The 18,900-nt window shown below is 61.0% G+C and carries 16 protein-coding genes; 5 read left to right on the forward strand and 11 right to left on the reverse strand.

The features are described 5' to 3' along the window. Positions 1–7 precede the first annotated feature (7 nt). From BWR18_RS08940 to argE, 3 genes are all read right to left on the reverse strand, one after another. A complete protein-coding gene (locus BWR18_RS08940) occupies positions 8–1,174 on the reverse strand; it encodes a M20 aminoacylase family protein (RefSeq protein ID WP_076627650.1) in 1,167 nt (388 codons plus the stop codon). 13 nt (positions 1,175–1,187) lie between these two features. Then, a complete protein-coding gene (locus BWR18_RS08945; protein WP_076630214.1) occupies positions 1,188–2,534 on the reverse strand; it encodes an NAD(P)/FAD-dependent oxidoreductase in 1,347 nt (448 codons plus the stop codon). 102 nt (positions 2,535–2,636) lie between these two features. Next, a complete protein-coding gene (gene argE / locus BWR18_RS08950) occupies positions 2,637–3,791 on the reverse strand; it encodes an acetylornithine deacetylase (RefSeq protein WP_076627651.1) in 1,155 nt (384 codons plus the stop codon). Between the two features lie 87 nt (positions 3,792–3,878). Between argE and BWR18_RS08955 the strand changes: the two genes are divergently transcribed. Beyond that, a complete protein-coding gene (locus BWR18_RS08955; protein ID WP_076627652.1) occupies positions 3,879–4,328 on the forward strand; it encodes an HIT family protein in 450 nt (149 codons plus the stop codon). Here the strand turns inward: BWR18_RS08955 and BWR18_RS08960 are convergent. Then, on the reverse strand, positions 4,322–6,154 hold the full coding sequence (locus tag BWR18_RS08960; protein ID WP_076627653.1) for an ABC transporter ATP-binding protein: 1,833 nt from the start codon (positions 6,152–6,154) through the stop codon (positions 4,322–4,324). The genes BWR18_RS08955 and BWR18_RS08960 overlap by 7 nt on opposite strands. A 293-nt stretch (positions 6,155–6,447) precedes the next feature. Here BWR18_RS08960 and BWR18_RS08965 point away from each other — a divergent pair, with 293 nt between their 5' ends. The 3 genes from BWR18_RS08965 (at position 6,448) to BWR18_RS08975 (ending at position 10,220) form a co-directional block, all read left to right on the forward strand. Beyond that, positions 6,448–8,145, forward strand: a complete 1,698-nt coding sequence (locus tag BWR18_RS08965; RefSeq protein WP_076630215.1) for a peptide ABC transporter substrate-binding protein — start codon at positions 6,448–6,450, stop codon at positions 8,143–8,145. Positions 8,146–8,224: 79 nt separating this feature from the next. After that, the gene (locus tag BWR18_RS08970; protein ID WP_076627654.1) at positions 8,225–9,232 is read left to right on the forward strand and encodes an ABC transporter permease; all 1,008 of its coding nucleotides are present in this window, start codon (positions 8,225–8,227) and stop codon (positions 9,230–9,232) included. Further along, on the forward strand, positions 9,225–10,220 hold the full coding sequence (locus BWR18_RS08975; RefSeq protein WP_076627655.1) for an ABC transporter permease: 996 nt from the start codon (positions 9,225–9,227) through the stop codon (positions 10,218–10,220). Before BWR18_RS08970 ends, BWR18_RS08975 begins: the two co-directional genes overlap by 8 nt. Before the next feature lie 21 nt (positions 10,221–10,241). Here the strand turns inward: BWR18_RS08975 and BWR18_RS08980 are convergent, their stop codons facing one another. The 6 genes from BWR18_RS08980 to BWR18_RS09005 form a co-directional block, all read right to left on the reverse strand. After that, on the reverse strand, positions 10,242–11,099 hold the full coding sequence (locus tag BWR18_RS08980; RefSeq protein ID WP_076627656.1) for a transporter substrate-binding domain-containing protein: 858 nt from the start codon (positions 11,097–11,099) through the stop codon (positions 10,242–10,244). Positions 11,100–11,196: 97 nt separating this feature from the next. After that, positions 11,197–12,480, reverse strand: a complete 1,284-nt coding sequence (locus tag BWR18_RS08985; RefSeq protein WP_076630216.1) for a DUF3422 family protein — start codon at positions 12,478–12,480, stop codon at positions 11,197–11,199. Positions 12,481–12,630: 150 nt separating this feature from the next. Further along, complete coding sequence (locus BWR18_RS08990) at positions 12,631–13,539, reverse strand: hypothetical protein (RefSeq protein ID WP_076627657.1); 909 nt, start codon at positions 13,537–13,539, stop codon at positions 12,631–12,633. A gap of 119 nt (positions 13,540–13,658) precedes the next feature. After that, complete coding sequence (locus BWR18_RS08995) at positions 13,659–15,155, reverse strand: NAD(P)(+) transhydrogenase (Re/Si-specific) subunit beta (RefSeq protein ID WP_076627658.1); 1,497 nt, start codon at positions 15,153–15,155, stop codon at positions 13,659–13,661. 15 nt (positions 15,156–15,170) lie between these two features. Then, positions 15,171–16,745 (reverse strand): Re/Si-specific NAD(P)(+) transhydrogenase subunit alpha, encoded by a 1,575-nt coding sequence (locus BWR18_RS09000; protein WP_076627659.1) that lies wholly within the window; start codon positions 16,743–16,745, stop codon positions 15,171–15,173. Positions 16,746–16,891: 146 nt separating this feature from the next. Continuing rightward, entirely contained in the window at positions 16,892–17,344 is a 453-nt protein-coding gene (locus BWR18_RS09005) for a methyltransferase family protein (RefSeq protein WP_076627660.1), read from the reverse strand. A gap of 174 nt (positions 17,345–17,518) precedes the next feature. On the opposite strand from BWR18_RS09005, the gene BWR18_RS09010 reads away from it, so the two are divergent. Beyond that, positions 17,519–18,286, forward strand: coding sequence for an SDR family NAD(P)-dependent oxidoreductase (locus BWR18_RS09010; protein WP_076627661.1), 768 nt, complete (start codon positions 17,519–17,521; stop codon positions 18,284–18,286). A 31-nt stretch (positions 18,287–18,317) separates the two neighbouring features. Here the strand turns inward: BWR18_RS09010 and BWR18_RS09015 are convergent, their stop codons facing one another. After that, positions 18,318–18,887, reverse strand: coding sequence for an REP-associated tyrosine transposase (locus tag BWR18_RS09015; RefSeq protein ID WP_076627662.1), 570 nt, complete (start codon positions 18,885–18,887; stop codon positions 18,318–18,320). Positions 18,888–18,900: the final 13 nt, after the last annotated feature.

Here is an 18,900-nt window from a genome sequence, read left to right on the forward strand (position 1 = left end):
CCTGTGACTACTGCGCGGGCATCCGCTGTTCCACCAGCTCGACAAACCAGCTTGCCCCGGCCGGGATCGCCTCGTCATCGAACTGGTATTCCGGGTGGTGGACCATTGGCCCGTCCCCGTTGCCCAGCATAATGTAGGCCCCTGGGCAGGCATTCAACATGAACGAGAAGTCCTCGGCCGCCATGATCGGCGGAAAATCGGTGATGACATCCCCGGCAACAGCGCGTGCAGCGGCGGCGGCATATTCGGTGTGCGCATCGTGGTTGATCGTGACCGGATAGCCGATGGTATAATCCACCTGCACGTCGCATTGATGGGCCTGCCCGGTGCCGGTTGCGATCTCTTTCACACGCGCTTCCACAAAATCACGCACTTCGGGGTCCAGGGCCCGGACCGTGCCGGTCATGCGCGTGACCTGCGGGATGATATTGTGTGTGTCGATGTCGGAATGCAGGGCGCAGACGGACACCACGGCAGATGCCAGCGGGTCCACGTTCCGGCTGGCAATGCTTTGGAGGCCGAGGATGATGTGAGCCGCCGCCACGTTCGGATCAACGGCCTGATGCGGCGCAGCGGCATGCCCCCCTTTGCCCGTCACAGTAACAGTGAATTCATCAGCAGCCGCCAAAAGCGCACCGGGACGGATGGCAAACTGCCCAGTGGGCAGTCCCGGCAAGTTGTGCAGGCCGTAGACCTCTTGAATGCCCCAGCGGTCGATCAGCCCGTCATTGACCATCTCTCGGCCCCCACCGCCGCCCTCTTCTGCGGGTTGAAACGCCAGCACGGCAGTGCCATCGAAATTGCGCGTCTCGGCGAGGTACTGCGCCGCCCCCAGCAAGATCGACGTATGGCCGTCATGGCCGCAGGCGTGCATCTTGCCCGGATGCTTTGACGCGTAATCAAGGCCCGTCGCCTCTTCGATCGGCAACGCATCCATGTCGGCGCGCAGTCCAACGACACGACCTTTGGTGTCCGTCTTGCCCTTGATCACGGCCACCACACCGGTCTTACCGATGCCCGTCGTGATGTCGTCCACACCAAACTCACGTAGTCGATCGACCACGAAAGCAGCGGTTTCGTGCACGTCATAGTCCAGTTCGGGATGCGCATGCAGGTGACGGCGCCAGCCGGTGATCTCGGCGTGGGTTTCGGCAAGGCGGTTCTTGATGGGCATGGGGCAGATCCTGTCAGACAGAGGGGCCGAGGCGCATCTTGCTGCCGTCGGAAAAGCGGCTCAGGCGGAACCTTTTCAGAACATGACCCGGATCGTCGCCCATGACCAGAGCAGCAAGGACTTTTCCCATGCCCGGCCCGATGCCGAAACCGTGACCGCTCATGCCCGTGCCGATGGTCAGGCCAGGCAATGCTGCAACCCGGTCCACGACGGGTACAACATCCGGCATCGTATCTATCATCCCGGCCCAGGCCGTCTTGATCCGCACCGGCCCGAGGCCCGGTAGCACCTCGTGAAAGTCACGGGTCAACTGATCAACCTTCCGCCTGTTAGGGGCCGGATTGAGAATGCGCATGGCCTCAAAAGGACTTGGCCCATCCGCATCCCACTTGCGAGGCGTGGACCAGGCGTCGGGATACCCCTTAGGCGCCTTTAGCATGAAGCGCGTTCCGAAAGGGTCGGCCCGCAATTGGGTGAGATACTTGGACAAGGCGCGGAAGGCATCCGGGCCAATGAACAGTTCATGAAATCCTCCGGCCGCAAGGGAATAACCGCCGTCTTTGCGCGGACGGAAGGCGATGCGATCATCGGCTGCCCCACCGGGATAGACCATCGGCATTGGCCCCGTCGCCGCCACTGTCGCACGAACGGACAATTGCGGCAGCGCGATACCATGGCGGCGCAGAAGGAGAGAGGACCACGCACCACCGGCTAGGACAACTTCCGAGGTCCTGATCCGCCCGGCTTCGGTGATCACACCGGCCACGCGCCCCCCTTCGATGTCGAGGGCGCGGACAGCGCAGTTTTCGATCACGTTGGCGCCGGCCCGTGCGGCCACACCGGCGAGTGCCGGGACCGCCACCCACGGTTCGGCGCGCATGTCCGATGCTGTATAAAGAGCGCCCGCATAGGGACGCGCCATGCCGGGGATCAGGTCCGCAATCTCTGCCTGGCTCAAAAGACGACTGTCCACATCATGCACCTGTGCGTGCGATAACCATGCCGCGTAACGGGCAAGGTCGTCCTGTGTCTTCGCAAGGTAGGTGACGCCGCCCTGGATCAACCCGATGTCCACATTTGTGCGCTGCGCCAGATCGCGCCAGAGCGCATTGGCTTCGGCCATGATCGGCAACTCGTCGGGATCCCGCCCCTGCTGCCGGATCCAGCCCCAATTGCGGCTGGACTGCTCACCCGCAACCCGTCCCTTTTCCAGCAGAGCGACGGATTTCCCTGCCTCGGCCAGATAAAGCGCTGTGCAGACCCCGATGACCCCGCCGCCGATGACAACCACATCGGCGGCATCGGGTGGCGGTCCGGGCCACGTCACGGGCGTGGCACCGTGGATGGGAAAACGGGTCACCTCAAACCGACGCGGTTTGCGGCAGCTTTCTGACGCAGAAAGAACTGCTGAACCAAAAAACGCGCCCATGTCGACGCGGGCTGCGCGGTGCAAAACGCAGCCCTATGCAACACGGGCCACCAGATCACGCATGAACGCATGGCCCGCCTCGAACTGAGCCACGGTGATGAATTCATTGGGTTGGTGCGCTTGGCCGATATCACCGGGTCCGCACACGACGGCAGAGTAGCCCGCCGCCTGAAACTGCCCGGCTTCCGTCCCATAGCTGACCACGTGTGTACCATTATCGCCCGTAATGGCACGCACGATGCGTTCGGCAGCCCCGTCTTCTTCTGGGGTCAGTGGCGGCACCTCAAAGCGGATGTCTATATCCACCCGCGTGTCGGGGTGAACAGCTTGCATTCCACGCTCGACATCCGCGACATGGGCAAGATACGCCTCTTTCAACGCGACGATGTCATCGCCGGGCACAGCCCTGAAATCCATGGCAAACCTGCAATCCTTGGCGGTGATGTTTTGCGCCGTTCCACCAACCACTTGCCCCACATGCCAGGTGGTAAAGGGCGGATCGAACATCGCGGCCAGCGCCGAGGGCTGCGCGGCCATGTTTTCGGCATTCCGCTGGTTGGCAAAATCAATGATTTTTGCGCCTTCGAGGATCGCACTTACGCCTTGCGGCAGCAAAGACGAATGGACCTCAAATCCGACAACATGCGTGTCAAAGCCCTGCCCGCCCTTGTGGCCTGTCACCGCCTTCATCATCGACGGTTCACCAACGATGACCGGACCGCCTTTTGGCACCAGACCTTGCATGGCGGCAATCATCGGCGGGGCACCGAGGCAGCCGATTTCCTCGTCAAAGCTCAGCGCTAGCTGCATGGGTTTGGCCGCATAATGCGCCTCGACCAGCGCCCAGATGGCCAGGGCATCAAAGCCCTTCATGTCGCAGGTGCCGCGCCCGAAATACCTGCCCTCTTTCTCGGTCACCGTAAAAGGGTCCGTGTCCCAGGGCTGGCCATCCACCGGCACCACATCCGTATGGCCCGACAGAACAACCGCTCCTTCCACCTCAGGGCCAACATGCGCAAACAGCGCTGCCTTGGGCTGATCGGGATGACGGTAGCGATGCGCTGTGATGCCGTGGTCGTTCAGGTAATTCTCAATCCAATCCACCAGCGGCAAGTTCGTATCCCTGCTCACAGTGGGAAAGCTGACAAGCTTTGTCATCAGCTCAAGCGGCGTCATCTTGCGTGTCATATGGATCCCATTTGAAGCCCGTTCAGCTTAGGCATAGTGATACCCCACCTCCAGTCGAAAACACAGGGCAAGCAACGGCGTGGCAGTATGAAGCATGATAGCGCCCATTGCGTGTTCTGCGCGATCATCGCGGGCGATGCACCAGCAAGCATCGTGCACCACGACGACAGATGTATTGCCTTTATGAACCTGCGTCCCCTTCATGCGGGCGAGTTCATGGTGATCCCGCTTGTGCATATCGACCATTTCACCGATATGCCCGACGATCTGGCGGCACATATCATGGTTGTCGGCCAGCGGCTCGGACGCCGGATGATGCAGGTCTATGCCCCGAAGCGGGTGGGTTACGTGGTGCACGGGTTTGGCGTGCCGCATGCACATCTGAACGTTGTGCCCCTGCGGGACAGCGGTGACATCGTCTCAGCCAAGCATATCGTGCGCACGGATACCGGGTTCCGGATCGCGCATGATGCTGTGCCAATGCGAGAGCGTGCCGACCTTGATGCGGACGCCGCAAGGCTGCGCGGGGATCAGTAGCCGCTGTCGGTGGTCAGCACCAGATGGCCCGGCTCCACTTCCGTGTATTCCGATGGTGCCGGTTCGTAATCCACAGGATGAATCGGCGACGGGATGGGCTTGAAGTTCAGATCTTTTTCGGCTTTGCGCCTGCGCGGGTCTGCAATGGGCACAGCTTTCATCAGCGCTTGGGTATAGGGATGTTGCGGGTTCTCGAACACGCGCGCTCGCGGCCCCATTTCGACGATACGGCCCAGATACATGACGCCGACGTAGTGACTGACCCGTTCGACCACGGCCATGTCATGGGAAATGAAGAGGAAAGACAGGCCCAGCTCGGACTGCAATTCCATCATCAGGTTCAAAACCTGCGCCTGCACAGATACATCCAGGGCCGACACCGCCTCATCCGCGATGATCAGTTTGGGGTTCAGGGCAAGCGCACGGGCGATGGCGACCCTTTGACGCTGCCCGCCGGATAACTCATGCGGATAACGGCGCATGAAGCTGCGGGGCAGCTCCACCCGGTCAAACAGCATCTCGACGCGTTTCTGCCCTTCCGCTCCCTTGAACATCCCGTAATTCTGCATCGGTTCCGCCACCTGGTCGACCAACTGCATCTGCGGATTCAGGGATGCGAACGGGTCCTGAAATATCATCTGCATATCCTGACGCGCATCGCGCAGGTCACGCTCGTTCAGCGCCACGATGTCGCGGCCATCCAGAACGATCTCGCCCGATTGCGGCTCGACCAAACGCAAGATGGACCGCCCGGCAGATGATTTTCCGCAGCCGGACTCGCCCACCAGGCTGAGCGTCTGACCTTTGTTGATCGTGAAGGACACATCCTCGACCGCGTGGACGTTTGCAATTGTTCTCCGAAAAAACCCGCCCTTGACCGCAAAGCGCGTGGTCAGATTGCGCACTTCCAGCAACGTATCTTCGGTGCCGGGAATAGGGGCAATCTCGGCCTGATCGCGGCCCAGAAGCTTCATGGGCTCAGGGCAGGCCTTGCCGCGCATCTCTCCCAGTTTGGGGACAGCCGCCAATAGTGCCTTGGTATAGGGATGCTGCGGGTTCTCGAAAATCTGGGCAACGGGGCCTTCCTCGACCTTGTTGCCGCGGAACATCACGACAACGCGGTCTGCCATCTGCGCAACAACGGCCATGTCATGGGTGATGAACATCACCGCCGTACCCGTTTCGCGTTTCAGCCGGTCCATCAGTGCAAGGATCTCGGCCTGGATGGTCACATCCAGGGCGGTGGTTGGCTCATCTGCGATCAAAAGGCGTGGCTCGCACGCCAGCGCCATGGCAATCACCACACGCTGCCGCATGCCGCCGGACAGTTCGTGCGGATATTGCTTCATACGGCGCTGCGGCTCAGGGATACGCACCTGCTGCAGCAGTGACAGTGCGCGCTCTTCGGCCTGCCGCTTGCTCAGCTTCTTGTGCAGCCGCAGTCCTTCGGTCAATTGGCGACCCACCGTAAAGACCGGGTTCAGCGCCGTCATCGGCTCTTGGAAAATCATGCCAATTTCGTTGCCACGAATGGTGCGCATCAATTCCTGATCGGTGGTGGCAAGATCGACGGCGTCGGCCTCTTTGCGATCAAACACCAGGCGGCCTCCCGCAATTTCACCGCCGCCAAACTCGACCAGGCGCATCAATGACAGGGACGACACCGATTTGCCCGAACCGGACTCGCCCACGACGCAAACGGTTTCTCCCGCATGGACGACAAAGGACACATCCTCCACCCCAACAACCGGTCCGTCTTTGGTCTGAAATTCAACCCGCAGATTTTGTATGTTCGCAATCGGCGCCGTATCGGTCTGATCGAGCATTTCTATCCCCGCGATTGAGCCTGTGTGGCTCGAATTTTCTCAACAGTGGGCGAAGGGGCAGGCACTGTCAAACATTGACCTACGAAATTGTTCGCTGACCGCACGCAACGCTTGCATTTTCGCCAAAAGCTGTTTCGATGATTGTATATGCTTGGGGGGCCAAGAGTAAAAATCACGGGGAAACCGTGGGTTAACGCGTATGTCTTCCACTCCCCAGGCTGAAACTGTACCGCGTGCCACGTGGTATGAAACTGACGCGCGGGGCAAACCTGCGGTCCAACAAGGAGTATGACATGTCCCTGAAATCCCTTCTGATGGGTGCTGTGGCCACCACTGCGCTGGCCCCTGCCGCCTTTGCCGAGCGCGGCTCGGACGGACAGGTGAACATCATCTACTGGCAAGCGCCGTCCACAATGAACGTGTTCCTGTCCGGCGGCACAAAGGAAGTCGAAGCGTCTTCCATGGTGATCGAACCGCTGATCCGTTTTGACGAAAACGGAGAAATCCAGCCCTGGCTCGTCACCGAAATTCCCAGCGTCGCAAATGGCGGCATCTCCGAAGACCTGAAGACCATAACATGGACGCTCACCGAGGGTATCTTGTGGTCTGACGGCACGCCGCTCACATCCGAGGATGTGAAATTCACATATGAATATTGCACCCACCCCGAAGGCGGCTGTGCGCAGATCACCAAATTCGAGGGCATCGAGAGCATCGAGACGCCCGACGCGCAAACAGTTGTCATCAACTTTGCCAGCCCGACGCCCTACCCGTTCGCAGCATTCGGCGGCGCGGAAAGCCCGGTCATCCAGAAAGCGCAGTTCGAGCAGTGCATGGGCGCCGCCGCCCCCACCTGCACCGAACAGAACTTCAACCCTGTCGGCACTGGTCCGTTTGTTGTTGACGAATTCCGCCCCAACGACGTGATTACATTGTCTGCCAATCCGAACTACCGTGATCCGGCCAAGCCCGCCTTTGCAAAGATCAACTTCAAGGGCGGCGGCGATGCCGTGGGCGCGGCACGTACCGTGCTTGAGACAGGCGAGTTCGACTACGCCTGGAACCTGCAGGTCGCGCCGGACGTCTTGGCCACGATGGAAAGTGTGGGCAACGGCGAGTTGATGACCAGCTTTGGCCCCTCGGTCGAGCGGATTATGCTGAACAACACCAACCCTGACCCGGCGTTGGGCCCAGACGAGCGCGCCGTCATCCGTCCACACCCGTTCCTGTCTGATCCGGTCGTGTACAATGCTATGTCGTTGGCCATTGACCGCGTTCTGCTGGCCGAAATCGGCTATGGCGCGGGTGGTCAGGTAACCTGCAACTGGATCCCTGCTCCGGCGGCCTACAACTCCGACACGCTGACCTGCGACACGCAGGATATCGACGCCGCAAACGCCATGCTGGACGAAGCAGGCATCGTCGACACCAACGGCGATGGCATCCGCGAGAAAGACGGCGTGCCGCTGTCGATCCTTTATCAGACCTCGACCAACTCGATCCGCCAGGACTATCAGGCGCTCATCAAGGACTGGTGGAGCCAGATCGGTATCGAAACCGAGCTGCGCAACATCGACGCGTCTGTGTTCTTCGGTGGCGACGCGGGCAGCCCAGACACGTTCCAACGCTTCTATGCCGATGTCGAGATGTACACCAACACCTTCTCGGGCACAGACCCGCAAGCGTATCTGGCCAACATGCTCTGCGACAAGGCGCCCAGTCCGGCATCGCAGTGGCAAGGTGAGAATATCTCGAGGTTCTGCATGGAAGAATATGACGCCCTTTGGAATACGCTTGCTCAAACCTCGGACCTTGAGGAACGGGCGCGCATCGGTCGTGAGTTGAACGACATGGCAGTGACCAACGGGGCCATGATCCCGCTGACGCACCGCGGCGACATCTCGGCACGTTCCAACACACTTGGTGGTGTGCGCATGAACTCGTGGGACAGCGAGCTGTGGAATATCGCCGATTGGCACCGCACCGAGTGACCCAGAACCATAGGGTGGGCACTTTTGCCCACCCTAGCCCCGACACAAAAACAAGACCCCGAAAAGAGGCCCGTGAGTCATGCTGACCTACTCCATCCGCAGACTGCTCTTGTCGATCCCGACGCTGCTCTTCATCAGCTTCGTCATCTTCGGGTTGTTGCAACTTGCGCCGGGCGATCCCATGGCACAGGTGCCCCTGACCGTCCCCCCCGAGGTCAAGGAAAAGATGCGCCAGGCCCTGGGTCTGGGCGAGGCATGGTACATCCAGTACTGGAAATGGCTGGTCCAGTTCTTCTGGATCGAACCGCAGGTGCTGATCGACCATTGGTTCGGCACATCCTTCTCCGAAGGTAAACAGCGCGTGATTTCATGGCAGACCCGGTCACCCGTTATGGACATCGTTGTGCAGCGGCTGCCACAGACGCTATGGGTCGTGGGGCTGGCCTATGTGGTCGGCATCCTCATTGCCCTGCCCATCGGCATCTATTCGGCCTACCGACACTATTCGATCTTCGATCAAACCGGCACGTTCGTCACGATGATCGGCTTTTCGATCCCGCCCTTCTTTACCGGCCCGCTGCTGATCGTGATCTTTTCGGTGTATCTGGGCTGGCTGCCCTCGATCTATGACACCACCCATGTCGTCAACGACTGGGCCAGCTTCAAAATCCAGTTCCAGCAAATGATCATGCCGGTCATGGTGCTTGCCCTTCAGACCACGGCACAAATCTCGCGCTACATGCGCGGCGCAATGCTCGACAACCTCAACCAGGACTATGTGCGCACAGCGCGGGCCAAGGGGCTGAAGGAAAGTGTCGTGGTCATAGTCCACGTGGTGCGCAACTCGATGATCCCCGTGGTCACAGTGATCGCCCTTGGCGTGCCCGCCATCTTCGGTGGCGCGATCATCACGGAAAACGTGTTCAAGGTGAACGGCATCGGTCAGCTCCTGCTGACCTGGCTCTATGCAAATGACCTGCCCGGTGTGATGACGCTGACCTTCATCTTCGCCATCCTGATCGTCCTGTTCAACCTGATCGCTGATGTGCTTTACGGCGTGCTCGACCCGAGGATCCGCTATGACTGACCCTGTCCCCTCCGGTCCCGAGGCCGACGCCGAATTCATCACCGCTCTGCAAGACAAGGTGGTCAGCACGGCCCCATCCAGCCAGTGGCGCGATGTCTGGCACCAGTTCCGCCGCCACAAGGGCGCCATGTTCGGCGGTGCGTTCCTGATGTTCGTCACCCTGGGCGTTCTGTTCGGCCCTTACATCTGGACGATTGACGCCCAGGCGCTTGATATCCGCAACCGGGACATGCGGCCCATCTGGGTTGCGCTTTGGGACAGCACGGCCAAGACGGGGTGGCACCGCCCGCTGGGCACTGACAACCTCGGGCGCGACATCCTCGCGACGATTATCGCGGGCGGGCGGGTGTCCATGGCCGTGGGCTGGGCCGCGATGCTGCTCGCCCTTGTGATCGGCACGCTGGTCGGGGTTCTGTCCGGCTATTTCCGCCGGCTCGACTTCTGGCTCATGCGCTTTACCGATCTGGTCCTGTCGCTGCCGATCCTGCCGCTGGTTCTGCTGGCCGTGACATTGTTCCGACAGCCACTGACCAGCACCTTCGGCGGACCCGAAGCGGGCATGTTCGTGCTGATCGTGGGGGTCATCGGCCTGACCAACTGGATGCCGACCGCCCGGATCGTGCGCGGCGACATCCTCGCGCTGAAAGAGCGGGAGTTCATCCTGGCCGCGCGCTCTATCGGCACGTCGTCGGGCGCGATCATCCGGCGCCACCTGCTGCCCAACGTGATCTCACCCGTCGTCGTGTCAGCCACGCTGGGGCTCGCCACGGCGATCATCACTGAAAGTGCGCTGTCCTTCCTGGGCGTAGGCTTCCCGTCCGATTTCCCGACCTGGGGCAAGCTCCTGTCTGACGCGGTGCCAAGAATGCAGGATTATCCCGAACGGGTCATGCTGCCAGGCGTCATGATCTCGCTGACTGTGCTGAGCGTGAACTACCTGGGCGATGGCCTACGCGACGCGCTGGATCCGCGCATTCGCGGGCGCTAAGGCCTTAAGACAGAGCAACAACTACGGCGCGGCAAACACAGTGAGGCCGTAGCGCTCGACTACATCGGCCCACGCGGGCGATGCCATGATGACCGGCACCGCCTCTTCCAGAAAATCGTGCGCCGCCGACAGTTGCGGTTGCACCAGAATGTAACGCTGATACTGCGAGTGCGGCTGTTCGGCGACATGGACAGCGTCGCCCAATGCAAGATCTTGAACAAAGTATTGCACAGCAGAGTCCGCAACAATCGCGACGCGCCCCCTGTTGCTGGCGATGAACTGAACCAGATTTCGCTCGGATCGCAAGTCGACCCTTTCGACCAGTCCGTCACCGACCAACCCGTCGACATCCTGATACCGGTGACCGCGCACGCCAACCAAAGTCATACCGGTCAATGAGCGCGGGCCATGATACTCAAACGGCGCCTCCATGGGTGAAATCACAACATTCCGGTCGCTCAGGATCGAATCTGTCCAACGGAATGCGGTCCGCTCCGTGTCGCCAAACCAGGCCGGGTTCACCCACATCACCAGCCCCGGCTGGCCAGCCCCAAGCCGCTGGTTCAGTCTTTGCCGTGGCAACACCATCACGTTGAACTGAAAGGCGCCGTCCGACGCGTCGGTCAAAAGCCGTGCCAGATCGTAACTCAACCCGCGCTCCTCTGCGATGTCGATGATGAACGGGGGATAGTTGTGGTAGATCCACACAGAGACGTCATCGGCCCATACGCGAGACGGCCCCGAAAGCACCAGCAATGCCGTCAGAACAAGGCCGCGCAAGAAGGACGCGATGTCGTGATGCCAATGTCGACCGATAATGTCCCTCCATGTGCGTCGTGCCGCTTGCGCCGATACAACCGTCGTGATCGTTGCGGTCATAGCGTTAAAAGATCGTTTCGCGATGGCATATTGTGCGTGTGGCCAGCCCGGTGATGCCACAACATATCAGCCTGCTCACGGCAGCCGCAATATGTGCCTACCTCTCCACGGCCCTGCGCAACCGCCGGATCAACCCCCAGACCAACAAGACCACAGGCACAGTCACCAGCGCGGTCAGGAACCCCTTCGACAGGCCCGTGGGCTCTTCCAGGGGATAAAGGATGTATCCAGCCAGCGACACCGCGTAATAGCTGATGGCGACAACCGACAACCCCTCGACCGTCCGCTGCAGACGCAGTTGCAGGTCCGACCGCTTGTCCATGCTTTCCAGCAGCGCCTGGTTCTGCGCGGACCGCTCCACATCGACCCGTGTCCGCAGCAGGTTCGCCGCGCGCACGCCCCGGTTCGACATCGCGGCCAGGCGCTCTTCGGCGGACCGCACGGTGCGCATGGCGGGTTGGTAGCGGCGCATCATGAACTCGGCAAAGGTCTGGCGCCCCTCATAGCGGTCCTCGCGCAGCGCCTCGATCCGTTCGTTCACAATGGCCTCATAGGCCCAGGTCGCACCAAACCGGAAGGAGGACTGCGCCGCCAACGTCTCCAGCTCCGCTGAAATCTCCAAAAGCGCCTTAAGCGTCGCCTCAGCCTCCGACCGCTCGCCTGACATGGTCTCGACCAGTTCAATGAGCCGGGTGTCCAGCGCCGTCAATTGCCCACCCATCCCACGGACACGAGCAAAGCCCAACATCGACATGGATTTATAGGTCTCAATCTCGCACAGACGCTGCACGATCCTGCCCACTCGACGCTGCCCGGTTCCCTCGGACGCAAAGACGGCAAAGCGCATGTGCCCGTTCTGGTCGATCCTAAAATCCCCTGCCATCACGGCGGCGTCGTCCAGAACCGAGCTCACGGCCAGGCTTTCCGGCACAAACCAATCAGACAGGCACGCACGTATCTCTTCATCTTTCCGGCGCTGCTCCACCCGGATCAGGATGGATGTCACACGCTGCCCCGGGGCCGCTTCCAGCCACTCCTGCGGAAAGGGATCGAAGGCGCGGGGATCAAACGGGCGGTCCTCCACCCCTTCAGAGAAGATCGTGTAGGTCACGAACTCGGTATGTTGTTCCCATTTCAGCCAGTGGCGTCCGATTTGTCCGTAGTAGTGCGTGGCGCCCGGCTGCGGATGCGGCGCACCATGACGGTCCAGAAGCGCCTGCAAATGCTCCAGATCCAGCGACCGGTCGCGATTTGCTGCCATCTCGGGCTGCTTGAACGCCACATAGGCCGCCGCGCAGGGTGCGCGCATTGACGGAAAAGGGCGCGCGTGCAGCTCATTCGCCAGCTTGTAGCGCAAGGGGTGGTCTTCGATGGGGGCCATATCTGCTCCGGCGTCGTCTTTGTTGCTCATGTAACGCGAAATGTGGTCAATGCAAACGCATTTCTCTTGTTTTTCAGTGTGTTAACAGAATGCAATGGTATACGGCAGCGCGCATTCCTGCTAAAATCGAGGCTGGAAAGCCTCGCCTTTTCAGCGGTTTGCGCTCTCGTCAGCGTACAGGGCATGGCGCGCCGCTTGGCGCAGCATCGGAAAATCCCAGTCTGGATGGCTTGCGCGCAAGCCCTGCAGAACCTGCTGCACCAGGGCCGGATGCCCCCGTTCCAACCCGGCACGCAAGATCAGGCGGGCACCCATGCCCGACCGCCCTGCCCCACGCACGGCGCGGCGAAACCCTTGCGCGTCCAAACGTCCCGAAAACGCGCTTTCCAGCACGTGCGCCAGCTGCCCGCTGCGGCGTAAGACCGGACCGGCCTGATGGGTGGACCAGGGCAAACGCATGGGCACCATGTTTGCCGGATCAAGCCGCGCCACATGCTGCGCGTCCGGCGCGAAATAGGGATCGTACAGAACATAGACGGCCGCGGCGGCCCGCGCCCCATCCACCCCGTCCAGATATCGACCCCACCACTGCCCCCGTGCGTGTTCTTGCCGATAGCGCGTCTCGAACGGGACAACGACCGGATCAAGCTGCGTCTGGGGGACAAAGGCCACAACCCTGCAGCCCGGCGCCGCCCGCGCAAAGGTCAACGCACCATAGCCGCCCATGGAACTGCCGTAGAAAACCACCTCGCCAAAGCGGGAAAAGAACCCGTCATCCTGCAGGATATCAAAGAAATCCAGCACATCCTCGTGCCGGAACCAATCCTCCGGCCCCGACATGATCAGCCCCAGATGCGACGCGCCCATGCGCTCCACGAAGGAATAGGCCCACGGGTAGTGCGGAAGGGGCGCATTGGGGCTGACCAGATTGTCAAAGGTCACGACCAGGCGCGCAGGCCCACGATCAAAGAACATCGCCGCATGGCGGCGCATCACATGGCAGAAGCCTTCGCGCTCGGCCAGCGCCCCCGCCTCGCGATGTCTCTTTTCCAGTTTCATGCGGGTATTTCGTGCCGAAACACCCGCAAAAATCAATGGGGCCGAAAATGGAAAAGGCGGGGACACCCCCCGCCTTTTCCCCGTCCAGTAAGGTGAATCCTGATCCCCCTCGACCAAGATCAGTCAATCATCGGCAACAGCTTGTCGATCGACGCCTTCGCATCACCATAGAACATGCGCGTGTTCTCCTTAAAGAACAGCGGGTTCTCGATACCCGAATACCCTGTGCCCTGCCCGCGCTTGGACACAAACACCTGCTTGGCCTTCCAGCACTCCAGCACCGGCATCCCAGCGATGGGGCTGTTCGGATCGTCCTGCGCCGCAGGGTTCACGATATCGTTCGATCCAATGACGATGGCCACATCCGTGTCCGGGAAATCGTCATTGATCTCGTCCATCTCCAGCACGATGTCATAGGGCACTTTCGCCTCAGCCAGCAGAACGTTCATGTGCCCGGGCAGACGACCGGCCACCGGGTGGATGGCGAAACGGACTTCCTTGCCCGCCGCACGCAGCTTCCGCGTCAACTCGGCCACGCCCTGTTGGGCCTGCGCCACAGCCATGCCGTAGCCGGGGATGATGATGACGCTGTCTGCCTCATTCAAGGCCGTAGCCACGCCATCGGCCTCAATCGCGATCTGCTCCCCCTCAACAGCCATCTGCTCGCCCGCTGGGCCACCAAAGCCACCCAGAATGACCGACACAAAGGACCGGTTCATTGCCTTGCACATGATGTAGGACAGGATCGCACCGGACGAGCCCACAAGCGCACCCACAACGATCAGCAGGTCGTTGCCAAGCGAGAAGCCGATGGCCGCCGCCGCCCAACCGGAATAGCTGTTCAGCATCGACACAACGACGGGCATGTCAGCGCCGCCGATGCCCATGATCAGGTGCCAGCCGATGAAGAGCGCCAGCAGCGTCAGGAGGATCAAGGGGATCAGACCGCCATTGGCGAAATAGATGATCGCCAGCACCAGGGACGCACCGGCGGCTGCGGCGTTCAGGATGTGCCCGCCCGGCAGCTTGGTGGCCGAGCTATCGACCTTGCCCGACAGCTTGCCCCAGGCCACATAAGACCCTGTAAACGTGACCGCACCGATCCAGATGCCCAGCACCAGTTCAATCTTCAGGATGACGATCTCGACCGTGGTTTTCTTGGCGATCAGTTGACCAAAGGCCGACAGCGGCTCAAGCACCGCCTTCTCGACCGATTGCACCCACTGGCCATCGACCAGCGCGCCGCCCAGAACGGCACCGTTCTCGGCAAGGTGATTGTCGACATAGCCAATCATGATATGCGCGTTGAAGCCGATGAAGACGGCCGCCAGACCGACAAGCGCATGCATCCCGGCCACAAGCTCGGGCATCTGCGTCATCTCGACCTTGGTCGCCAGCTGATAACCGACAGCGGCACCGCCTGCGATCAGCACCAGCGACAACAGCCACAGGCCAGAACCTGGCCCGATCAACGTGGCCACAACGGCGATGAACATACCCACGATGCCGTACCAGACGGCCCGCTTGGCGCTTTCCTGACCAGACAGACCGCCCAGCGACAGGATGAAAAGAACAGCCGCAACGACATAGGCGGCAGTGGTAAATCCGAGTTCCATAAGTCCTGTCCCTAATTACGATTTCTGGAACATGGCGAGCATGCGCCGTGTCACGAGGAAGCCGCCGAAAATGTTGATGGCCGCCATGAAGACCCCGAATATCGACAGGAACGTGATGATCCCGGATGTCGATCCGATCTGGATGAGTGCGCCAAGGATCACGATGGACGAGATGGCGTTCGTCACGGCCATCAGCGGTGTGTGCAGGCTGTGCGCCACGCCCCAGATCACCTGGAAGCCGATGAAGACGGACAGCACGAACACGATAAAATGCTGCATAAAGCTCGCCGGAGTATAAAGCCCCGCCAGCAGGATCAGCGCGCCACCAATGGCCAAAAGCGTGACTTGGCTCTTGGTCTGCGCCTTGAAAGCGGCCGTTTCTGCCGCCCGCTTCTCTTCCGCTGTCAGCTCCTTGGGCGCTTCCTTTTTCGGCGCCGCCGCAATGGCGGCCACCTTGGGCGGCGGTGGCGGGAAGGTGACCTCTTGCCCGTGGGCGATGGTCGCCCCGCGGATCACGTCATCTTCCATATCGTGGTTGATAACGCCGTCTTTTTCCGGCGTCAGGTCCGTCATCAGGTGACGGATGTTCGTGGCATACAGGCTGGACGATTGCGTCGCCATGCGGCTGGGGAAGTCGGTGTAACCGATGATGGTCACGCCATTGTCGGTCACAATCTTCTCATCGGCCACGGTCAGTTTGCAGTTGCCGCCCTTTTCCGCGGCCAGGTCGACGATAACCGAACCGGGCTTCATGGCCTTCACCATGTCCTCGGTCCACAGTTCAGGTGCCTCACGGTTCGGGATCAGAGCAGTGGTGATAACGATATCCATCTCCGGCGCCAGCTCGCGGAACTTGGCCAACTGCGCCTCGCGGAACTCAGGGCTCGACACCGACGCATATCCGCCCGACGACGACCCATCCTGCTGTTCTTCTTCGAAGTCCAGATAGACGAACTCGGCCCCCATCGATTCAACCTGCTCCGCCACTTCCGGGCGCACGTCAAAGGCGTATGTGATCGCACCCAGGGACGTCGATGTCCCGATGGCGGCCAAACCGGCCACACCCGCGCCCACAACCAGAACCTTGGCGGGCGGGACCTTGCCCGCAGCGGTGATCTGACCGGTAAAGAAGCGGCCAAAGTTGTTGCCTGCCTCGATCACGGCCCGGTAGCCCGCGATGTTCGCCATCGACGACAGCGCATCCATCTTCTGGGCGCGGCTGATCCGCGGGATCATCTCCATCGCGATGACGGTGGCACCCTTCTTGGCGGCCGCCTGCATCTTGTCCTCATCCGCAACCGGGCTGAAGAACGAGATCAGCGTCTGATCCTCGCGCAACCGCTTCATCTCTGTCGCGTCAGGGACACGCACCTTGGCCACCACATCAGCCGCCTTCCACAGGGCCGCGGCCGTCTTGACCACCTCTACGCCCGCCGCCTTGTAATCAGCATCGGCAAAGCCCGCCTGCGTACCCGCGCCAGCCTCGACCACACACTCATGGCCCAGCTTTTGCAGGGCGGCAGCGCTGTCCGGCGTCATGGCAACGCGGCGCTCTCCCTCAAATATCTCTTTTGGTGTTCCGATCTTCATTCGAAGAACCCCCGTCTGGTCGTGGCAGTCAATTCCGGGCAAGGCCCAAAGGATATGTGGCGCAGCGCCTGCGCGTGTCCACTACCCAACACGTATGGAAGATACAAGAAGCGCCCCACCGTCATGGCGGTAATATTCGCAAAAATTCAAACCCACCGGCGCACTTTTTGTTCGTAGCGCGCAAATTCAGCCTTAAACGTGCGGCGCATCCGGTCCTCTTCCGGCACAATGAACTGCCGTTCGATCCACCAGACAAAGATCGGGACCAGCACCAGCGAAGGGACCGCGTCAAATCTCAAGGTCAGACCCGCCAGCAAAAGCGCATCGCCCAGATAGATCGGGTTGCGGGTCCGAGCAAAAATGCCGTCGGTGATCAACCGCTCCGGTGTCTGGTGTGGAATGACGGTTGTCTTGTTTCGCCAGAACGCCAGCAGCGCCGCCATGATCAGCAAAAGACCGGCACCAATCATCAATCCGGCCATCGCATGCGTCAGCGGGTGATCCACGCTCATTCCCAAGGGAAAATAGCGTCCCTGACACCACGCGAGGAACACGCAGGTCACAAGCCAAACCGGCGGAATATGCAACAGATTGGTCATTATAAAAGCTGGTTACCCGCGTGTTTAAGGACAGAAAAATGCCCTGGTCCAAAGTGTCAACGACACTTGCCGCGACCGCGACCAAAGGCCACCGCAAACCACACAATGTGATTGATCCTTCGGCATCCACGCCTCAATCTGGTACGAAGCGACGAGGACATGGAAGGGCCCCAAATGACCGTTCAAGCGACGCTTGCAGGAAAACACGCACTGGTCACAGGGGGCGGCACGGGCATCGGCCTTGCCATCGCGCGCGCCCTTGCCAATCAAGGGGCGCAGGTGACCATCACCGGACGGCGGCAGACGGTGCTTGACGACGTCTCAGGCCCCGGCCTCCACGGCGCGGCGATGGATGTGCGGGACGAAACCTCTGTCCAAGACACGGTTGCCGCAGCGATCTCAGCGCGCGGTCCGGTGCAGATCTGCGTACCCAACGCGGGCATTGCCGAGGGTTGTTCGGTGCACAAGACCGATCTATCCTTCTGGCGCAACATGATGGCCACAAATCTCGACGGGGCCTTCCTGACGATCAAGGCATGCCTGCCGGGGATGCGCGACACCGATTGGGGCCGCGTGATCGCGGTCTCCTCCATCGCAGGTCTGCGCGGGCTGCCGGGGGCTGCTGCCTATGCCGCCTCGAAACACGGGCTTATCGGGCTGATGCGCTCGCTCAGCGAAGAGTATATCGGCCAACCCTACACCTTCAACGCGCTCTGCCCAGGCTATGTGGACACCCCGATCGTCGACCGGAACCAGGCGGCTATCGCGCAACGCACCGGCATTAGCACGGACGCAGCGCGGCAGCTGATGATTGATGCGAACCGTCACAAGCGCCTGCTTGACGCGGACGAGGTCGCGGCGGCAGCACTTTGGCTCGTCGGCCCCGGATCGCAAAGCATCAATGGCCAGGCCATACAGATCTCCGGTGGGCAAACGGTCTAGGGCGGATCAGGATCCGCCTTACGATGCCCCGCTACTGCAGTGCTGCTGCACGAGGATCGTAAGGCGTATGCGTCATACGCCGAACCAACGGCAGGTAGGCAGGTCCGACCGGCCCATGGGGCGTGAACGCACCGCGCAGAATGGCGCGGTGGATCGACGAATGCGGCCAGGCCTCTGGCCGGTTCACCAGACCAGCCTGCACCGGCGCCGTCCAGATCATATGCCGATGCGCCGCCAGATCATCTGCATCGCGAATGGCATGTTCCCAGAACCGGCGCTGCCACAGCCCCTTTTCGCCGGGGCGCAAGTGTTGCCCGCTCACGTCCTCGGGCGCATCGACATTGCGGGAAAACATGCTTTTCAGCATCCGCCACCGCTTGGAAAAATCCGCGTCACCGGGCGGAAGGCGCCACATCGTGTGGATTACATCGCCCAAGACGACAATCTCGGAAATCTCGAACGGGTGCTGATCCTTGGTCTTGCGCATGGCCGCACGCAGCGGGTCTATCTCGCGCAGGAACAGGTCAGTACCGCGGCGTGCGGCGCGCACGGTGAAGAAATAGGTGACATCGGGGCGATCTGAGCGAATGTAGCGAGGCATGACGCCACACTGC

The organism is Tateyamaria omphalii, from assembly GCF_001969365.1.
GTDB lineage: Bacteria > Pseudomonadota > Alphaproteobacteria > Rhodobacterales > Rhodobacteraceae > Tateyamaria > Tateyamaria omphalii_A.